The sequence below is a fragment of the Rhodococcus sp. WMMA185 genome, from assembly GCF_001767395.1.
Classification (GTDB): Bacteria; Actinomycetota; Actinomycetes; order Mycobacteriales; family Mycobacteriaceae; genus Rhodococcus_F.
The window spans coordinates 2,310,812-2,326,881 of record NZ_CP017014.1 but is presented as its reverse complement, the minus strand read 5'-3'; the positions used below and the strand labels follow the sequence as shown (position 1 = coordinate 2,326,881).

Sequence of the window (16,070 nt, the reverse complement as noted above, 5' to 3'; positions counted from 1 at the left end):
GTGGCGGCGACGGTCTTCTTTCTCGACCCGCTACCTGATGTCGGGCACACCGCCGTGTTGGACGGTTCCGAAGGAAGGCATGCGGCGACCGTGCGCCGGATCGGTGTGGGGGAGCGGATCATGCTGGCCGACGGTCGCGGAGGTCTCGCCGATACCGAGGTGACGGCCGCGGCGAAGGATCGGTTGGAGTTGGCCGTTCACGCACGACGTCAGATCTCCCCGCCTGTGCCGACCGTCACTGTGGTGCAAGCACTTCCGAAAGCGGACCGATCCGAACTGGCGGTCGAGCTGGCCACCGAGGCGGGTGTCGACGCGATCGTGCCGTGGCAGTCGTCGCGCTGTGTGGCGCGATGGGAGGGGCCCAAGGTCGCCAAGGGTGTCGCGCGCTGGCGCAGCGCCGCTCAGGCCGCAGCGAAGCAGTCGAGGCGGGCGATCGTACCCGAGGTGTCGGAACCGTTCCGGACGCCGGGGGTGCTGTCCATGGTGCGTGAGGTGATCGGCCGAGGTGGAGTCGTCGCGGTGCTGCACGAGTCGGCGGCGCAGAGCCTGGCCGAACTCTCGCTGCGTTCGGTGGCCGAGATCGTGCTGGTCGTCGGCCCCGAGGGGGGTATTTCCGACGAGGAGATCACCGCGCTGACGGAGGCGGGTGCGGTGCCGGTACTACTCGGGCCGCACGTCTTGCGCACATCTACCGCGGCGGCGGTGGCGTTGGGCGCGCTGGGCGTACTCACCGACCGATGGGGCGCGGCGCCGCTAGCCTGACCACCGCCGCGATGAGCCGATCCACACCGCTAGCCTGGTCCTCCGTGGACCGCATTCAGATCGCATACGGACCCGAGCCGCAGCAGTTCGGGCACTTCTACCTGCCGGAAGGCCAGGTGGCCGAGCCGGTGCCGGTGGTGATGATCGTGCACGGCGGGTTCTGGAGCGGCGATTACCACCTCAACCTCGGCACGGGCTTCGCGGTCGAGTTGGCGCGTCACGGACTCGCGGTGTGGAATGTCGAGTATCGGCGACTCGGAGCGGGCGGGGGGTGGCCGGAGATGTCGGCGGACGTCATCGCCGCGCTGGAGGCGATCGCGGGACCGGTGGCGCAGCGGTCCCCGATTCCGTTCGACCTCAACAGGATTCGGGTGGTAGGTCACTCCGCTGGCGGGCAGCTCGCGGTGTGGCTCGCCGGTGAGTCGGATCTGCGTCTGCAGCCGGAGTTGGTGGTGTCGCAGGCCGGTGCGCTCGATCTCGCGTCGGCGGCGGAACGGGGTCGTCGGATCGGATACATCGAGGACCTTCTCGGGGTGCCCTATGAGGAGAGTCCCGACGTGTACAGGTCTGCGTCCCCGCACCACAGGATCCCGGTGGGAATTCCAGTGGTGTGCATACATGGTGCCGAGGACACCCAGGTTCCAGCGAAGGTCAGCGTCCGGTACGGCAAGGCCGCGGCCGCGGCAGGCGACCCGGTGGCTGTGCACATCGTCGAGGGTGAGGATCACTTCGCCTTCCTCAATCCCGGCACACAGTGCTGGGACATCTCACGGACGGCGCTCATGTCCGGTGCTAACCACTTCTGATCAGCCATCAATTGGGTGGGCTGACCCGTGTCGCAGCGCTAGACTTTGTCTCATCACGACACCCGTCGCGATGCCCCGAGAACCGGAAAGTAGGCCATATTCCACACGTGAGCGAACAAAACCAGATCGATGAGGCGTTCGGCGCAACACGCCCTTCAGAACGCACTGTGCGTTCGAGTATCGAACTTCCCTCCGATGCCGTCCCGCCTCTGCTGGGTTCCTCCGATGAGAATCTGCGCGCCTTGGAGCGGGTCTTGGATGCTGACATCCACGTTCGAGGCAACACGGTCACACTCACGGGTAAGGCAGGCGACGTGGCGCTCGCCGAACGTGTCATCGCCGAACTCGGTGCCATCGTCAGGCGCGGCCAGCCACTGGGTTCCGACGCTGTTCGTCGCACGGTCGGGATGCTCACGCAGGGCGTCAGCGAGTCGCCCGCCGAGGTGCTGACCCTGGACATTTTGTCGAGACGTGGCAAGACGATCCGGCCGAAGACACTCAACCAGAAGAGGTACGTCGACGCGATCGACGCGCACACCATCGTGTTCGGCGTGGGGCCCGCGGGCACGGGGAAGACCTACCTGGCCATGGCTAAGGCCGTGCAGGCGCTACAAACCAAGCAGGTGTCGCGGATCATCCTCACCCGTCCGGCCGTCGAGGCGGGCGAACGCCTCGGATTCCTGCCCGGCACCCTGCACGAGAAGATCGATCCGTATCTGCGGCCGTTGCACGACGCGCTCCACGACATGATGGACGCGGAGGCCATTCCCAAGCTGATGCAATCAGGAGTGATCGAGGTCGCGCCGCTGGCGTACATGCGCGGTCGCACACTCAACGACGCGTTCATCATCCTCGACGAGGCGCAGAACACCACCGCCGAGCAGATGAAGATGTTCCTCACTCGCCTGGGATTCGGGTCGAAGGTCGTGGTCACCGGAGACGCCACCCAGGTGGACCTTCCCGGAGGCTCGCGGTCGGGCCTGCGCGCCGCCACCGAGATCCTCGGAGGCATCGACGACATCTTCTTTGCCGAACTCAACAGCAGCGATGTGATCCGGCACCGTCTGGTGTCCGACATCGTCGATGCGTACGAGCGTTTCGAGGCGAACCGGGACGAGAAGGTCGAGTTCGGAAATCGGGCACAACGTAGAGCTGCGCATGCGCGTTCTCCACGGCGGTAGGGTGAGTGCCGCCGGAACGAGGAGGAAACGACACACATGAGCATCGAAGTCTCGAATGAATCGGGCATGGACGTCTCAGAAGAGGAACTGATCAGCGTTGCCCGTTTCGTGATCGCGAGGATGGATGTGCACCCCGCGGCCGAGCTGTCGATGGTCCTGGTGGACTCGGCGACGATGGCAGACCTCCACATGCGGTGGATGGATCTTCCCGGTCCCACCGACGTGATGTCGTTCCCGATGGACGAACTCGAGCCCGGCGGCCGGCCCGACTCCCCGGAGCCCGGACCGTCGATGCTCGGCGACATCGTGCTGTGTCCTTCCTTCGCGTCGGAGCAGGCCGACCGTGCCGGTCACCCGTTGGGGCGTGAACTCGCGCTACTCACCGTGCACGGCGTGCTTCATCTCCTCGGCTACGATCATGCCGAACCTGAGGAAGAGAAGGAGATGTTCGGCCTGCAGAATCAGCTGCTCGAAGGCTGGTACGAAGATCTACGCAGGGCCGAGATCGACGCCGCACTTGCTGCCCGGGATCAGAAGTTGCTCGGCAAGGCCGGGTTCTTCGATTCGCCGGATCAGTAACTCCACGTGAGGGGTTTTCTGTGAGTAGCGCCATCGCGCTGATCGCCCTCGCGATCGTCCTGGTCCCCCTCGGCGGCATCTTCGCGGCCGTCGATTCCGCTCTCAACACCATCTCGTCCGCACGCATCGTGGAGATGGCGAAGGATGACCGCCCCGGTGCCAAGCGGGTGCTTCGGATCCTGTCGGATCGCCCCCGCTACGTGAATCTCATGGTGTTGCTGCGCATCCTGTGTGAGATCACGGCGACGGTGGTGCTCGTCGGCGGGCTGATCGACCTCCTGGAACCAGCGTGGGCGCTTGCGATCACCGCGATCATCATGGTGCTCGTCGACTACGTGGTGATCGGGGTCGGCCCCCGCACGCTCGGCCGGCAGCACGCCTACTCGATCTCACTGATCGCGTCGCTTCCCTTGCAGTTCATCGGAACCGTGCTCGGTCCGGTCAGTCGCCTCCTGATCCTGATCGGAAACGCGATCACACCCGGTAAGGGCTTCCGCCAGGGACCGTTCGCATCCGAGATCGAACTACGCGAACTCGTCGATATGGCGCAGGAGAGCGGCGTGGTGGCTGCAGAGGAACGCCGAATGATCCAGTCGGTGTTCGAACTCGGCGATACGCCGGCCCGCGAGGTGATGGTGCCGCGCACCGAGATGGTGTGGATCGAGAGCGACAAGAGTGCAGGGCAGGCGACATCGCTGGCCGTCCGCAGCGGGCACTCGCGGATTCCGGTGATCGGCGACAACGTCGATGATGTTCTCGGGGTCGTCTATCTGAAGGACCTCGTGCAGCAGACCTACCATTCACGTGACGGCGGACGCGGTGTCCCCGTCCGCGACGTGATGCGCCCGGCCGTCTTCGTGCCGGACTCCAAGCCCCTCGACAGCCTCCTCGCCGAGATGCAACGCGACCGCAATCACATGGCGGTTCTGGTGGACGAGTACGGCGGCATCGCCGGACTCGTCACGATCGAGGACGTCATCGAAGAAATCGTCGGCGAGATTGCGGACGAGTACGACCAGGACGAGACACCACCGGTCGAGGATCTCGGAGACGGTATGTTCCGGGTGTCCGCCCGACTGCCCATCGAGGATCTCGGAGAGTTGTTCGGCATCGAACTCGTCAACGACGAGGTAGAAACCGTCGGCGGGCTGATCGGATATCAACTCGGCAGGGTTCCGCTCCCGGGATCGGAGGTCGAGTCCCAGGGGTTGATCCTGCGCGGTGAGGGTTCCCCGGATGTGCGCGGGAGAGTTCGGGTCAACACGGTCTTCGTGCAGCGTATCCCCGTAGACGAGAGCGAAGACGATGCCACACAGGAGAGCAACGATGGCTGAATTGAGCGCCGAGGATGCGAAGCTCGTAGTACTTGCACGAGGAGCGTTCGGCCGCACCGGAAGTGGTCAAGGGGCTGCCGTTCGAGACCTCGACGGGCGCACTTACTCCGCGGGGGCGGTGGCGCTGAAGTCGCTGACGCTGACTGCACTGCAGGCCGCTGTTTCGGCGGCGATATCGAGTGGTGCCGAGGGGTTCGAGGGCGCCGTCGTGATCGGTGCGAGCGCGGATGACCAGGGGATCGCCGCGCTACACGAAGTAAGTGCGCAGGCGAGCGTCGTCTTCGCGAGACCCGATGGATCCGTGATCGAGGAGTAGCATGACCAGAACCGAATTCCGTTCCGGATTCGTTTGTTTCGTTGGACGGCCCAATACGGGTAAGTCGACTCTGACCAACGCGCTGGTGGGCAGCAAGATCGCGATCACGTCTTCGCGCCCGCAGACCACGCGTCACACCATCCGCGGCATCGTGCACCGCGACCACGCCCAGCTGATCCTCGTCGACACCCCTGGCCTGCACCGGCCTCGAACTCTCCTCGGGCAGAGGCTCAATGATCTCGTGCAGGACACCTACTCCGAGGTCGACGTGATCTGTCTGTGCATTCCGGCGGACGAGAAGATCGGTCCCGGCGACAGGTGGATATTGCGTCAGGTGCGACAGGTCGCGCCCAAGACCACGATCGTCGGCATCGTGACGAAGATCGACAAGGTCGGCAAAGATGCCGTGGGACAGCAACTACTGGCCGTGTCCCAACTCCTGGGGCCCGAGGCAGACGTCGTGCCGGTGTCTGCCGCGGCGGGTGAGCAGGTGGAGGTCCTCGTCGATGTTCTCGCGTCGAAGATGGAGGAGGGCCCGGCGTTCTACCCCGACGGCGAACTCACCGACGAGCCCGAGGAAACGTTGATGGCCGAGCTCATTCGTGAGGCCGCGCTCGAAGGCCTCGGCGATGAGTTGCCGCACTCGCTGGCTGTGGTCATCGAGGAGGTCATCCCTCGCGAAGGCCGCACGGAAAAGCAGGGTGAACTGCTCGACGTGCACGCCCTGCTCTATGTCGAACGCCCGTCCCAGAAGGGCATTGTGATCGGCAAGGGCGGTGCACGCCTGCGTGAGGTCGGGACGAAGGCCCGGTTGCAGATCGAGAAGTTGCTCGGCACCAAGATCTTTCTCGAACTGCACGTCAAGGTCGCCAAGGACTGGCAGCGAGATCCGAAACAGCTAGGCCGCCTGGGCTTTTAGCGTGACTATGCGCGAGTGGAGGCGCTGAGCACCAGCAGCACAGACGCCGAGATGTCGTGATCGCCGCCACTGCCGGTGGCCAGTCTTCGCAGCTGCAGGCCGGTGATGGTCGCGACGATCGTCGGGGCGATCGCCGCGGCGTCGGGTACGCCGAGGGCGGCCAGGATCGTCACCGCCAGTTCTTCGTACGCGGCGAAACACTCGGCGGCGGCCTGCTGCAACTCGTGGTCGCGGCCGGCCTGGATATACAGCTCGAACGGAGCGATCCGCTCGGCGGAGAAGGTCAGATCCTTCGCGACCTTCTCCGTCAGAGCGGCGGCATCTACCAGGCTCAGACCCTTGTTGCGGTACTCCTCCGCCAGATCCGCGAGTCGCTGTGTCTCCTCGGCCACGAACCCCGACAGCGCGGCCCGCAGGAGGTCGGTCTGGGTGGGGAAGTGGTAGGTGATCGATCCGAGCGAGACCCCGGCCGTCGCAGCGATCCGTCGATTCGTGACGGCGGGGATGCCCTCCGTGCCGACGATGTGAAGAGCCGCTGCGAGGACGCGGTCGCGAACGTCTGTCGAGGCCATATCACCACCACTGCTCGGGGCGGACCCGATCCCACCGGAGCACCGACTCGAGTTGTGCGGCAACCGACACCAGCAGCGGTTCGGCGCCCTCATGGCCCATCAGCTGCGCGCCGACCGGAAGGTTGTCGGATGTGAATCCCGCTGGCACATTCACGCTCGGCCAGCCCAGGACGTTCCATGGCCAGGCGTACGGGCACGCCGCGGTGATGACCTTGTCCGTCTCCCACGCACCGATGCCGTCCATTGCGTCGACGCGAGGCGGGGGAGTCGCGGTGGTCGGGGCGAGGACCACGTCGTACTTGTCGAAGATCGCGCCCACGCGCTTCTGCGCCCGACGCTCGGCCGCTCGTGCCGCCCGTAGGGGCAGCCCCTGCAGCTTCCGGCCGGTGCGGGCGTTGGACTTCGTGCGAGGGTCGACGAGAGAAGGATCCGGAAGTTTCTGCATCCAGTCGTCGACGCCCGCCAGCGACCTCGGCAAGAAGCCCAGCCCGAAAGCGATTCCGTAGTTCGGGTCGTCAACCACCACGCGGTGCCCGAGCTGCCGCAGAGTGTCGGCGATCCGGTAGATGCCCCGGCGGACCTCCGGGTGAAGGCTCGTGGGAGTCGGGGTGAACGGAATGCGCAGGGACAGCGCGATACGGAGCGAACCGGTTTCGCGGCCCACCCCATCGCTGACTGTGAGGGGAGCGGGTGTGTGCAGGTCGCCCTCGTGTGGTCCCGACGCGATATCGAGTAGCAGGGCCGCGTCCGCGACCGTCCGGGCAAGCGGTCCGTTGACGGTCAGGCCGTGGAAGGCTTCGGGGGCTGGCCAGGTGGAAATGCGTCCCCGCTGGGGTTTGATCCCGACCAGGTTGGTCCACGCGGCGGGAATCCGGACGGAGCCGGCGCCGTCCGACCCGATCGCAGCGGACACCATACCGGCGGAGACGGCCGCTGCTGCGCCACCGGACGATCCCCCGGGTGTGTGGTCGCCGTTCCAAGGGTTGCGAGTCCAGCCGAAGGCGGCTCCGCTGGTGAACGGCCACTGTCCCAGCTCAGGACTGTTGGTCTTGCCGACGATCACGGCACCGGCGGCGCGCAGCCGACGCACGACCTCGGCGTCTCGCGCTGCGGGCGGGAAGTCCCCGGCGCATCCGAACGCGGTCGGTTCGCCCGCCACGTCGACATCGTCCTTCACGGCGATCGGCACGCCGAGCAGCGGCAGGCGTTCACCGGCCGCGAGGCGCCGGTCTGCCTCGGCGGCCTCGGCCAATGCCTTGCTCCGGCGGACAACCTTGAACGCGTTGAGCGTCGGCTGGCTCGCCTCGATGCGATCGAGGGCGGCGCGGGTGGCCTCGACGGACGTGGTGGCGCCGGATGCAAGCGCCTTCACCTGCTCGGCGAGTCCCGGCGCCCAATCCTCGCTTTCGCCGCGCTGCTGCTCACTACCCAGTTGTTCCGTGCTCATCTTGCCCTCCCGCGTCTCTGTTCGTTCGAACGAACAGTATCAGCTAGAAATTCCGGCGGACTGTGTTTCCGATCACTTCGGCGACGGCGTGAGCCTGGGATTCGGACAGCCGCGCGTATCCGCAGACCAGACCGCGCGGCCCGTTCGAGGTTGTGCGGTAGTTGGCGAGGCTGGGCACGCGCACGCCGTGTGCCAGCAGTTCGAGCGAGAGGGCGGCATCGTCGACCGAATCGGGCAGAGTCAGGACGGCGTGAAGACCAGCCTCGATACCTGAGAGCCCGACTCCGTCCGTGCCGATCGTGGGCAGGTGATGCCGCAGTGCGGTGACTAATGCGGCCCTACGTGCCGAATAGGTGCGGGAGGCGCGCGCGATATGCCGTGAGAGCGCGCCGGAGTCGATGAAACGCGACAGCGCGAGGGTGGTGATCGAGCAGCAGGCTTCACCTGTCGCGCGCAGGGTCTGGACGAGGTGGGGGTGGAGCGCCGGAGGCGCGATCACCCACGCCACTCTGATCGAAGGGGTGAGAATCTTCGACGCGGTTCCGACGTAGGCCACGCACTCGGACCCGCGGTCGATGCTGCGCAGTGCCGGCAACGACGACACGTCGTAGCGGAACTCACCGTCGTAGTCGTCCTCGATGAGCAGTGTTCCGGAAGCGATTGCGCGGGTGACGAGTTGGGCTCTGCGACTCACCGCCATCCGTGCGCCCATCGGATACTGATGGGCCGGTGTGCAGTAGACAGCGGCGTCGGTTGCGTGCAGGCGTCCTGCATCGAGGCCGTCGCCGTCCACGGCGACCCCTCGCGGCCGAGAGCCCGAGCTCTCGAGGACGGTGCGCGCCCGACTGTAGCCAGGTTCTTCGAACGCCACGTCCTGCCCAGCTAGCCCCGCTGCGGCGACGAGGGCGCGGAGCACCGAGTTGACTCCGGGGGCGATGATCAGGTCGTCGGGATGCGCCGTTACCCCTCTCGTGCGACGCAGATGCTCCGCGAGGGAACGTCGCAACTCGGGGTGAGCGTCGGGGCCCGGCAGATCGGAGGATGGGGCGGCGTTGGCGGCGAGCCGCCACGCCCTGCGCCAGTCGGCGGTCGAGATCAAGCCTGGATCGGGGTGGCCCGGGCTGAGATTCCACAACGCGTCCGGCTTCTCGTCAGCGATGGGTGACACTCGCTCCGGCGCCCCGGTGATCGCGTGAGATGCGACGTGGGCGTGCGCCGCAGCGTCGGCACCCGGTGCGATCCGGGTACCAGAGCCGGCGCGGGCGTCGGCGTATCCGGACGAGCACAGCTCGTCGTAGGCGTCGACCACGGACGCTCGGGCGACGTTCAAGTGTTCGGCCAGCACCCGGGTGGAGGGAAGGCGATCGCCGGACCGGAGACGCCCTCCGCGGATTTCGTCGACGATTGACTCGGCGATGCGGTGCCGAAGCGGTGCGTCGGTATCGGGTAGCAGTAATGCCAGGTGTAGTTCAGGGGTGATCCGGGGCATGAACGCGACAATACTGGTCTGTAAAAACGCGTAATTGTGGATCTAGTGTCAGATCCACAATTAGGCGAGAGTGGTCTCGTGGACAAGATCATGAGATATCCGGACCGTGCCCGAACCGAACGAGCGGAGCTCGACGCCGTCCTCGATGCCGCACCGATGGGAACACTCGCCACCGTCGTCGACGGTATGCCGTGGGCTGTGCCGATGCTCTACGCCCGCGACGGCGACAGGATTCTGCTGCACGGGTCCACCGGGGCCGGTGCGCTCCGGCACGTGGCCGCAGGTGCGCCGGCGGTGCTGTGCGTCGCGATGCTCGATGGAATCGTCGTCGCGGAAACCCTGTTCGATTCGTCCGCCAACTACCGTTCCGCCGTCGTGCGAGGCAACCTCGTCACGCTGGACGAAGACGACTCGGCCGGCGCGCTGAGCTTGTTCTCGGATGCGTTGATCCCCGGTCGCAGCAGGGAGGTCCGAGAATTCAGGCGTAAGGAACTCGCCGCGACGCTGGCTCTGGCCCTTCCTATCTCTTCGGGGCAGTGGACGGTCAAGGTGCGCGACGCGCCACCGAGTGAACCCGCCGAATCCAGCAGCGCGTGGGCCGGAGTGGTTCCCCTGCGATCGGTCGCCGGCGCGCCCGTACCGGCACCGTGGGTGACGACCGGCACACCGGTACCGGCGTCAGTGGCACGACTCGTCGAGTAGGCGGAAACGTAGAACGCTTCTCGCGGGCGCTTGCGCCATCCCGTCACCCCGACGTGAAAGACTGAACGGGTGAGGTTGTATCGAGACAACGCGGTTGTGCTGCGCCAGCACAAGCTGGGTGAGGCCGACCGTATAGTCACGCTCCTCACTCGTCAGCAAGGTCTGGTGCGGGCAGTGGCCAAGGGGGTACGTCGCACCCGCTCCAAGTTCGGGGCCCGGCTCGAGCCGTTCGCGCACGTCGACGTGCAGCTGTATCCGGGCCGCAATCTCGACGTCGTCACGCAGGTCGAGACGGTCGACGCGTTCGCGACCGACATTGTCGACGATTACTCCCGCTACACCACGGCGTGCGCGATCCTCGAGACCGCCGAGCGGCTTGCCGGTGAGGAACGGGCGCCGGCACTGCAGCTGCACCGGCTCACGGTCGGGGCGCTGCGTGCCGTTGCGGAGCATTACCGTCCGTGTGAGTTGATCCTCGACGCCTTCTTGCTGCGGGCCATGGGTTTTGCCGGATGGGCCCCAGCATTGGAGGAGTGCGCGCGCTGCAGCGCACCCGGCCCGCACCGGGCGTTCCACGTTGCCGCCGGGGGAGCGGTGTGTACTCATTGCCGGCCGCCGGGTGCCGCCACCCCGTCGCCGGGTGTGCTCGACCTGATGCATGCCCTGTTCCGTGGTGACTGGGCGGCCACCGAGAGTGCGCCCGAGTCTCTGCGACGTCAGGCCAGCGGTCTCGTCGCGGCGCATCTGCAATGGCACCTGGAACGACAGTTGCGCACCCTTCCGCTGATCGAACGTGCACGACCGCATGCGGCGGTAGGTGCGGATGATTCGTTGACGTCCTCCCGGCCGTGAACGGCCGGGATTCCTGCTGCGTCGCGTTGCGCCGCTTCGGTGGGTTCCTGTTTCATCGAGTCGCGCTCCCCTCTAGGTGGGAAGACTTACCGTCTCTTGGCAGGCGTTTCGCCTCTCCGCCCGTCCGGCGGCGAGGATGTTGCGCGCAGCGTTCAGATCCCGGTCGTGGACTGCGCCGCACGGGCACCTCCAGGACCGGACGGACAGCGGTTTCGGCCCGTCCACCCGCCCACATACCGAGCAGGTCTGCGACGACGGGAAGAACCGGTCCACCTTCACCAGGGTGCGCCCGCATCGGGTGGCTTTCTCCTCCAACATTCGGGTGAACATCGACCACCCGGCATCGTGCACCGACTTCGCCAGCCGGGTCCGCGCCAGCCCCCGCACACATAGTTCCTCGACGTACACCGCTTGGTTCTCGCGGATGATCGCCGTGGAGTGTTTGTGCGCGAAGTCGAGTCTGGCGTCGCGGACCCGAGTATGGGCGCGAGCGACCCTGACCCGGGCTTTGGCTCTGTTCTTCGAGCCCTTCTGTTTTCTGGACAGGGCTTGCTGCGCCTTCTTCAACCGGCGTTCGGCTTGCCGGAAGAACTTCGGGGATGCGATGACCGTGCCGTTCGACAGGACCGCGAACGTCGCTAGTCCCAGGTCGATACCCACCTCGGCATAGGCCTCCGGTAGTGGCTGGTCGTCGACTTCGACGACGAAGGACGCGAAATAGCGTCCGGCCGCATCCTCGATGATCGTGACCGAGGATGGCTGCGATGGCAGGCCCCGCGACCAGGCCACCTTCACCTCGCCGACCTTCGCCACATACAGCTTCCCATTCGGGCGGATCGAGAACCCGTTGCGGGTGAGCCGGATCGACTGCCGGTTGTCCTTGCGGGACCGGAACCGTGGAGCACCAATCCTGCGGCCCTTGCGTGCGCCGGACATCGAGTCGAACCAGTTCCGGTAGGCGCGACGCGCATCCTGAAGGCCTGCACCAACACCACCGATGCCACGTCGGCAAGCCACACCCGCTGCGGGGTGCGTTTCGCCTCGGTGACCACCCGCGCACACCCGAACGCCCGGGCCAACCGGTGTCGTTGACCGGGCGTCGGATAGACGCGGTACCGATATCGAAGCTGCACGAACCGAGTAGAACATCCACCTACGACAACACCCGACGACCAGAGGCGACACACGACATGCGTTTTCGGATTGCATGCGTAGGTGGTCTTCGTGACCAAACATCGGCGCGCAGTCTTCACCGGCGAGCACCTGACCGCAATGGAACCGATCCTGCCGGAGGTGTGCACCGACTTCGGCGCATCCTTGACCGAGTTCAACGGCGAGGACGACCACGGGCATCTGCTTGTCGAGTACCCGCCGACTGTGTAGCTGTCGAAACTGGTGAACTCCCTCAAAGGGGGTCTGGTCCCGCAGGCTGCGCCAGCAGTACCGGTTTTGCACTCACCGCAACCACCCGATTAAGGGATCAGCTATCGAAGGCCCTGAAGGACCGGGCTGGCGCCGATAGATGTTCGGTCAGGCAGGATGGGGACCGTGATTCGACGACGCGAACCGCAAGCTCCGCATAGCTCCGCGGGCGAGCATCAGGTCCGGCCACCCGACCCGCACCCGTCGGGGGCCAAACCCCCCGGCCTGCAGACCGAACTCGTGCCCCGGCACATTGCGCTCGTGATGGACGGCAACGGTCGTTGGGCGCAGGAGCGAGGGTTGCCGCGCACCGCAGGCCACGAGCGCGGCGAGGCCGTGTTGATGGATGTCGTCTGCGGCTGCATCGAGATGGGTGTCGAGTGGTTGTCGGCGTATGCGTTCTCCACCGAGAACTGGAAGCGGAGCCCGGACGAGGTGCGATTCCTGATGGGATTCAACCGGGACGTGATTCGCCGTCGACGCGACGAGATGAACGAGATGGGCGTGCGTGTGCGCTGGGCCGGGCGCCGTCCGAGGTTGTGGCGCAGCGTGATCAAGGAACTCGAGATTGCCGAGGAGTTGACCAAGCACAATACGGTGATGAACCTGACCATGTGCGTCAACTACGGTGGCCGCGCGGAGATCGCGGACGCCACCAAGGAGATCGCCCGCCGAGTGGCGGCAGGGCAGCTCGACCCGGAGAAGATCACCGAGGCGACCATCGCGAGGCATCTCGACGAGCCAGACATGCCGGACGTCGATCTGTTTCTTCGCCCATCCGGTGAGCAGCGCACGTCCAACTTCATGCTCTGGCAGTCGGCCTACGCCGAGATGGTGTATCAGGAGAAGCTCTTTCCCGACTTCGACCGGCGCGATCTGTGGGCGGCGTGCGTCGAATATGCTTCCCGCGACCGGAGATTCGGCGGGGTCAAGTGATGGTCCACGGGAGCGCAGCCACATGACCGTCGACGGAGCGCCCGCATTGCTCGACCGCGCGGCGAACGCCCTCGGGCATTTCACGACCGTCGATCGGGGCGACGGGGACTCACTGAGCTTCGAGTATGCCGGCGCATTGTGCTCGATCAGCGCGATGACACTGAGCGATGGGCTCGACGTGCTGTCGATGACGTGCGTGCTCGCCTGGGATCGTCCGGTGAGCCCGTCGCTGCACAAGAAGGCCGCGGAGCGCAACAGTGCGCTGCAGTTCGGTTCGATCGCGGTATTCGGACACGGCCGGCTCGCCGATGTCATTCTGCGCTACACGTTTCCAGTCGGCGGACTGAGCGACGAAGCGTTGACGACGATGCTGCTCCTGGTGCTCAGCGGTGCCGATACGTCCCGGCAGGGTCTGGTGCCGTGAACTTCGAATGACTCTCAGGCATCAGTTGCTGCTCGGCGATCAGTATGTCGCGATGGAAAACCATCCGGGAGATACCGAGTCGGCGCCATGTACGACACCGGATCTCCCGGACGTTCTCACATGCGGAGGTGTCTTACGCGCGTAGATCGATGACCGATACCGACGAGCCACTGTAGTTGGTGACGTAGGCTTTGGCGCCGTCTACGCTGATCGCCACCACAACTGGGTAACCTTCGACGTCCACTGTCGAGACCACTGTGTTGCTGGCGGTGTCGATCGTCGACAATGTATTGGTGCTCTGGTTGGTGACGTAGACGTGGGTGCCGTCGCGGTCGAACGCCATCTGCCGGGGGAAGTCTCCGACATCGATGGTTTCGATCGCATCGGTGGACGTGTCGATCACCGACGCCGTATGGCTCAAGTAGTTGGCGCTGGTGACGCGCGTTCCGTCTTGGTTGACCGCCACCCCCATCGGGCCACTCCCGACGTTCCAGGTGTTGACCACCGTGTTGGTGGCGGTGTCGATCGCAAACACCGCACTCTGGTTCATGTCGGCCACGTAGAGGAGGGATCCGTCGGGGGAGACCGCAACCCCCTGGAGGTTGTTCCCCACGTCGGAGATGGTCCTGACCACGGTGTTGGTGGAGGTGTCGATCACCGACACCGTATCCCTACTGGCTACGTAGAGGAGGGATCCGTCGGGGGAGACAGCCATATATTCCGGTCTCGATGAGAGGTCTTCAATGGTGCCGACCACGGTGCCTTTGAAGGTGTCGATCACGGACACCGAATCGTCCTCTTCGTTGGAGACGAAGAGGACGTGCCCTTCCGGGGTGATCGCCGCCTGATAGGGACTGTTCCCGACGTGGATGGTCTCGACCACGGTGTTGGTGGAGGTGTCGATCTTCGACACCGTATTCGAATCGGGATTGGTGACGTAAAATCCGGCACCCTCCGGGATCATCACCAATCCATGAGGTTGGTGGTTGAGGCGGATGGTCTCGTCCAAGGTCGCGGCGGTCGCCGCACCGGCGAGCCCGGTCCACATGGCGACGATGGTGGCCAGCCCGAGAATCAGACCTCGGAACTTCCCTCTGGCCCTGCGGTAGCCACGAGAACGCTTGTCCTGGTTCACATTCAACCCTTCTGCAGCAAGACATCCCGGATCGAGTCCGGCGGTCAAACCAGTATTACCGGCAGCGATTACTGTGTCTGTCCTGCGAACAGCGGACCGGTTGTCCCCTGACTAGCGGACGAGTGCATCCCCCGGGGAGACCTGGAAGATGATGGCCGGCCACTCGATCGACCCCGGTCACCGGTGCTACACCGACCAGTGATGGCAGCCGAATGATGAATTTTGACAACGAGACTGGGGTGTGGGCCGGGATCCCGCTTCTAACCTGAACGGCAATCGCGGCAGATGCCGAAGATTTCGATAGTGTGGCTGACGTCGGAGAACCCGTTGGCCTCGGCAACGGATTGCGACCACTGCTCGACGGTCGGCCCTTCGACCTCGACGGTGTAACCGCAAGTGCGGCAGACGAGGTGATGGTGGTGCCCGGTCGAGCACCGGCGGTAGACGGATTCGCCGGAGTCGATCCGCAGGACGTCGACCGTTCCGGCATCGGCGAGGGTCTGAAGGGTGCGGTAGACAGTGGTCAGCCCAATGCCCTCGCCCCGCTTGCGGAGTTCGTCGTGCAGTTCCTGCGCGGACCGGAACTCGTCGAGGTCGTCGAGAAGCGCAGAGATCGCGCTGCGCTGCTTGGTCGCGCGCACACCGACGACGGGCTTGGCTGGGCCGGTTCCCTGGCTCAAAGAGTTGATCCTTCCTCAGCGTGCGCGACGGCATCGACGACGATGTGGGCGAGGTGGTCATCGACCAGCCGGTAGAGAACCTCTCGGCCGCTGCGCTCGCCGCGGACGACACCCGCCGCCTTCAGCACTCGAAGATGCTGACTGATCAGTGGTTGCGTGACACCGAGGGCGCCCACCAATTCGTGTACGCACCGCTCCGATTCGCGGAGCTCGAGGACAATCGCGATTCGGACGGGTGCGGCGAGTGCGCGCAGGATGTCACCCGCCGCGCTCAGTGTCTCGCTTGACGGCGAATCCTTCGGCTGCGTCCCTCGATGCGGCGCAGGGGTCTGCGGCGAAGGCGTCGGGGCGGCAGTGTCGAATGGTTCCCCGGTACCGGCGATACTCACGGGATCTCCTTCGGCGCGGCGGACAATGGTCGAGTGCGAATTCGAGGCGTTCGGCCTCGGTCGATCACATATCTTATTGCAAAGCGATTCCATTTTGATATGCACAAATGCGCATGTCAACCGGG

The 16,070-nt window shown here is 65.4% G+C and carries 19 protein-coding genes and 1 pseudogene; 12 read left to right on the top strand and 8 right to left on the bottom strand.

Going from position 1 to position 16,070, the window contains the following annotated elements; genetic code table 11:
* The 7 genes from BFN03_RS10355 (at position 1) to era (ending at position 5,897) form a co-directional block, all read left to right on the top strand.
* The gene (locus BFN03_RS10355; RefSeq protein WP_070378937.1) at positions 1–762 is read left to right on the top strand and encodes a 16S rRNA (uracil(1498)-N(3))-methyltransferase; all 762 of its coding nucleotides are present in this window, start codon (positions 1–3) and stop codon (positions 760–762) included.
* A gap of 44 nt (positions 763–806) precedes the next feature.
* Complete coding sequence (locus tag BFN03_RS10350) at positions 807–1,568, top strand: alpha/beta hydrolase family protein (RefSeq protein ID WP_070380802.1); 762 nt, start codon at positions 807–809, stop codon at positions 1,566–1,568.
* Between the two features lie 107 nt (positions 1,569–1,675).
* Complete coding sequence (locus BFN03_RS10345) at positions 1,676–2,749, top strand: PhoH family protein (protein ID WP_070378936.1); 1,074 nt, start codon at positions 1,676–1,678, stop codon at positions 2,747–2,749.
* A 36-nt stretch (positions 2,750–2,785) separates the two neighbouring features.
* Positions 2,786–3,328, top strand: coding sequence for an rRNA maturation RNase YbeY (ybeY, locus tag BFN03_RS10340; RefSeq protein ID WP_070378935.1), 543 nt, complete (start codon positions 2,786–2,788; stop codon positions 3,326–3,328).
* Positions 3,329–3,348: 20 nt separating this feature from the next.
* Positions 3,349–4,662 carry a hemolysin family protein gene (locus BFN03_RS10335; protein ID WP_070378934.1) on the top strand — a complete coding sequence of 438 codons (1,314 nt, stop codon included), beginning with the start codon at positions 3,349–3,351 and terminating at the stop codon, positions 4,660–4,662.
* Positions 4,655–4,978 carry a cytidine deaminase gene (locus BFN03_RS10330; protein ID WP_070378933.1) on the top strand — a complete coding sequence of 108 codons (324 nt, stop codon included), beginning with the start codon at positions 4,655–4,657 and terminating at the stop codon, positions 4,976–4,978. Before BFN03_RS10335 ends, BFN03_RS10330 begins: the two co-directional genes overlap by 8 nt.
* 1 nt (position 4,979) lies before the next feature.
* Complete coding sequence (era, locus tag BFN03_RS10325; protein WP_070378932.1) at positions 4,980–5,897, top strand: GTPase Era; 918 nt, start codon at positions 4,980–4,982, stop codon at positions 5,895–5,897.
* A 5-nt stretch (positions 5,898–5,902) separates the two neighbouring features.
* Here the strand turns inward: era and BFN03_RS10320 are convergent, their stop codons facing one another.
* Genes BFN03_RS10320 through pdxR form a run of 3 tightly spaced genes read right to left on the bottom strand, consistent with a single transcriptional unit; the run spans position 5,903 to position 9,405 of the window.
* Positions 5,903–6,469 carry a TetR/AcrR family transcriptional regulator gene (locus tag BFN03_RS10320; protein WP_070378931.1) on the bottom strand — a complete coding sequence of 189 codons (567 nt, stop codon included), beginning with the start codon at positions 6,467–6,469 and terminating at the stop codon, positions 5,903–5,905.
* Position 6,470: 1 nt separating this feature from the next.
* On the bottom strand, positions 6,471–7,916 hold the full coding sequence (locus tag BFN03_RS10315; protein ID WP_070378930.1) for an amidase: 1,446 nt from the start codon (positions 7,914–7,916) through the stop codon (positions 6,471–6,473).
* A 43-nt stretch (positions 7,917–7,959) separates the two neighbouring features.
* Positions 7,960–9,405, bottom strand: a complete 1,446-nt coding sequence (gene pdxR, locus BFN03_RS10310; protein ID WP_070378929.1) for a MocR-like pyridoxine biosynthesis transcription factor PdxR — start codon at positions 9,403–9,405, stop codon at positions 7,960–7,962.
* A 78-nt stretch (positions 9,406–9,483) separates the two neighbouring features.
* Between pdxR and BFN03_RS10305 the strand changes: the two genes are divergently transcribed.
* Positions 9,484–10,107 carry a pyridoxamine 5'-phosphate oxidase family protein gene (locus tag BFN03_RS10305; protein ID WP_070378928.1) on the top strand — a complete coding sequence of 208 codons (624 nt, stop codon included), beginning with the start codon at positions 9,484–9,486 and terminating at the stop codon, positions 10,105–10,107.
* Positions 10,108–10,176: 69 nt separating this feature from the next.
* Entirely contained in the window at positions 10,177–10,959 is a 783-nt protein-coding gene (gene recO / locus BFN03_RS10300) for a DNA repair protein RecO (RefSeq protein ID WP_070378927.1), read from the top strand.
* Between the two features lie 72 nt (positions 10,960–11,031).
* Here recO and BFN03_RS10295 read toward each other — a convergent pair whose 3' ends face one another.
* The gene (locus tag BFN03_RS10295; protein WP_232320219.1) at positions 11,032–11,895 is read right to left on the bottom strand and encodes an RNA-guided endonuclease InsQ/TnpB family protein; all 864 of its coding nucleotides are present in this window, start codon (positions 11,893–11,895) and stop codon (positions 11,032–11,034) included.
* 149 nt (positions 11,896–12,044) lie between these two features.
* A pseudogene (locus BFN03_RS20835) lies at positions 12,045–12,092 on the bottom strand (helix-turn-helix domain-containing protein); the annotation flags it as partial.
* Between the two features lie 91 nt (positions 12,093–12,183).
* Between BFN03_RS20835 and BFN03_RS20175 the strand changes: the two are divergent.
* The 3 genes from BFN03_RS20175 to BFN03_RS10285 all read left to right on the top strand — a co-directional run bounded on the left by BFN03_RS20175 (position 12,184) and on the right by BFN03_RS10285 (position 13,741).
* A complete protein-coding gene (locus tag BFN03_RS20175; protein ID WP_442971843.1) occupies positions 12,184–12,342 on the top strand; it encodes an IS200/IS605 family transposase in 159 nt (52 codons plus the stop codon).
* Between the two features lie 165 nt (positions 12,343–12,507).
* The gene (locus BFN03_RS10290) at positions 12,508–13,317 is read left to right on the top strand and encodes an isoprenyl transferase (RefSeq protein WP_084385764.1); all 810 of its coding nucleotides are present in this window, start codon (positions 12,508–12,510) and stop codon (positions 13,315–13,317) included.
* A 22-nt stretch (positions 13,318–13,339) separates the two neighbouring features.
* Complete coding sequence (locus BFN03_RS10285) at positions 13,340–13,741, top strand: hypothetical protein (RefSeq protein WP_070378925.1); 402 nt, start codon at positions 13,340–13,342, stop codon at positions 13,739–13,741.
* Positions 13,742–13,874: 133 nt separating this feature from the next.
* Here the strand turns inward: BFN03_RS10285 and BFN03_RS10280 are convergent, their stop codons facing one another.
* The 3 genes from BFN03_RS10280 to BFN03_RS20170 all read right to left on the bottom strand — a co-directional run bounded on the left by BFN03_RS10280 (position 13,875) and on the right by BFN03_RS20170 (position 15,945).
* Positions 13,875–14,876, bottom strand: a complete 1,002-nt coding sequence (locus BFN03_RS10280) for a YncE family protein (RefSeq protein WP_070378924.1) — start codon at positions 14,874–14,876, stop codon at positions 13,875–13,877.
* 260 nt (positions 14,877–15,136) lie between these two features.
* Positions 15,137–15,556 carry a Fur family transcriptional regulator gene (locus BFN03_RS10275; RefSeq protein WP_070378923.1) on the bottom strand — a complete coding sequence of 140 codons (420 nt, stop codon included), beginning with the start codon at positions 15,554–15,556 and terminating at the stop codon, positions 15,137–15,139.
* Positions 15,553–15,945 (bottom strand): ArsR/SmtB family transcription factor, encoded by a 393-nt coding sequence (locus BFN03_RS20170; protein ID WP_084385580.1) that lies wholly within the window; start codon positions 15,943–15,945, stop codon positions 15,553–15,555. The genes BFN03_RS10275 and BFN03_RS20170 overlap by 4 nt, the downstream gene beginning before the upstream one ends.
* Positions 15,946–16,070: the final 125 nt, after the last annotated feature.

Coding starts and splice junctions, on each gene's coding strand:
- ybeY (WP_070378935.1), top strand. CDS start 2,786: ATGAGCATCGAAGTCTCGAATGAATCGGGCATGGACGTCTCAGAAGAG.
- BFN03_RS10330 (WP_070378933.1), top strand. CDS start 4,655: ATGGCTGAATTGAGCGCCGAGGATGCGAAGCTCGTAGTACTTGCACGA.
- era (WP_070378932.1), top strand. CDS start 4,980: ATGACCAGAACCGAATTCCGTTCCGGATTCGTTTGTTTCGTTGGACGG.
- BFN03_RS10320 (WP_070378931.1), bottom strand. CDS start 6,469: ATGGCCTCGACAGACGTTCGCGACCGCGTCCTCGCAGCGGCTCTTCAC.
- BFN03_RS10315 (WP_070378930.1), bottom strand. CDS start 7,916: ATGAGCACGGAACAACTGGGTAGTGAGCAGCAGCGCGGCGAAAGCGAG.
- pdxR (WP_070378929.1), bottom strand. CDS start 9,405: ATGCCCCGGATCACCCCTGAACTACACCTGGCATTACTGCTACCCGAT.
- BFN03_RS10295 (WP_232320219.1), bottom strand. CDS start 11,895: ATGTCCGGCGCACGCAAGGGCCGCAGGATTGGTGCTCCACGGTTCCGG.
- BFN03_RS10285 (WP_070378925.1), top strand. CDS start 13,340: ATGACCGTCGACGGAGCGCCCGCATTGCTCGACCGCGCGGCGAACGCC.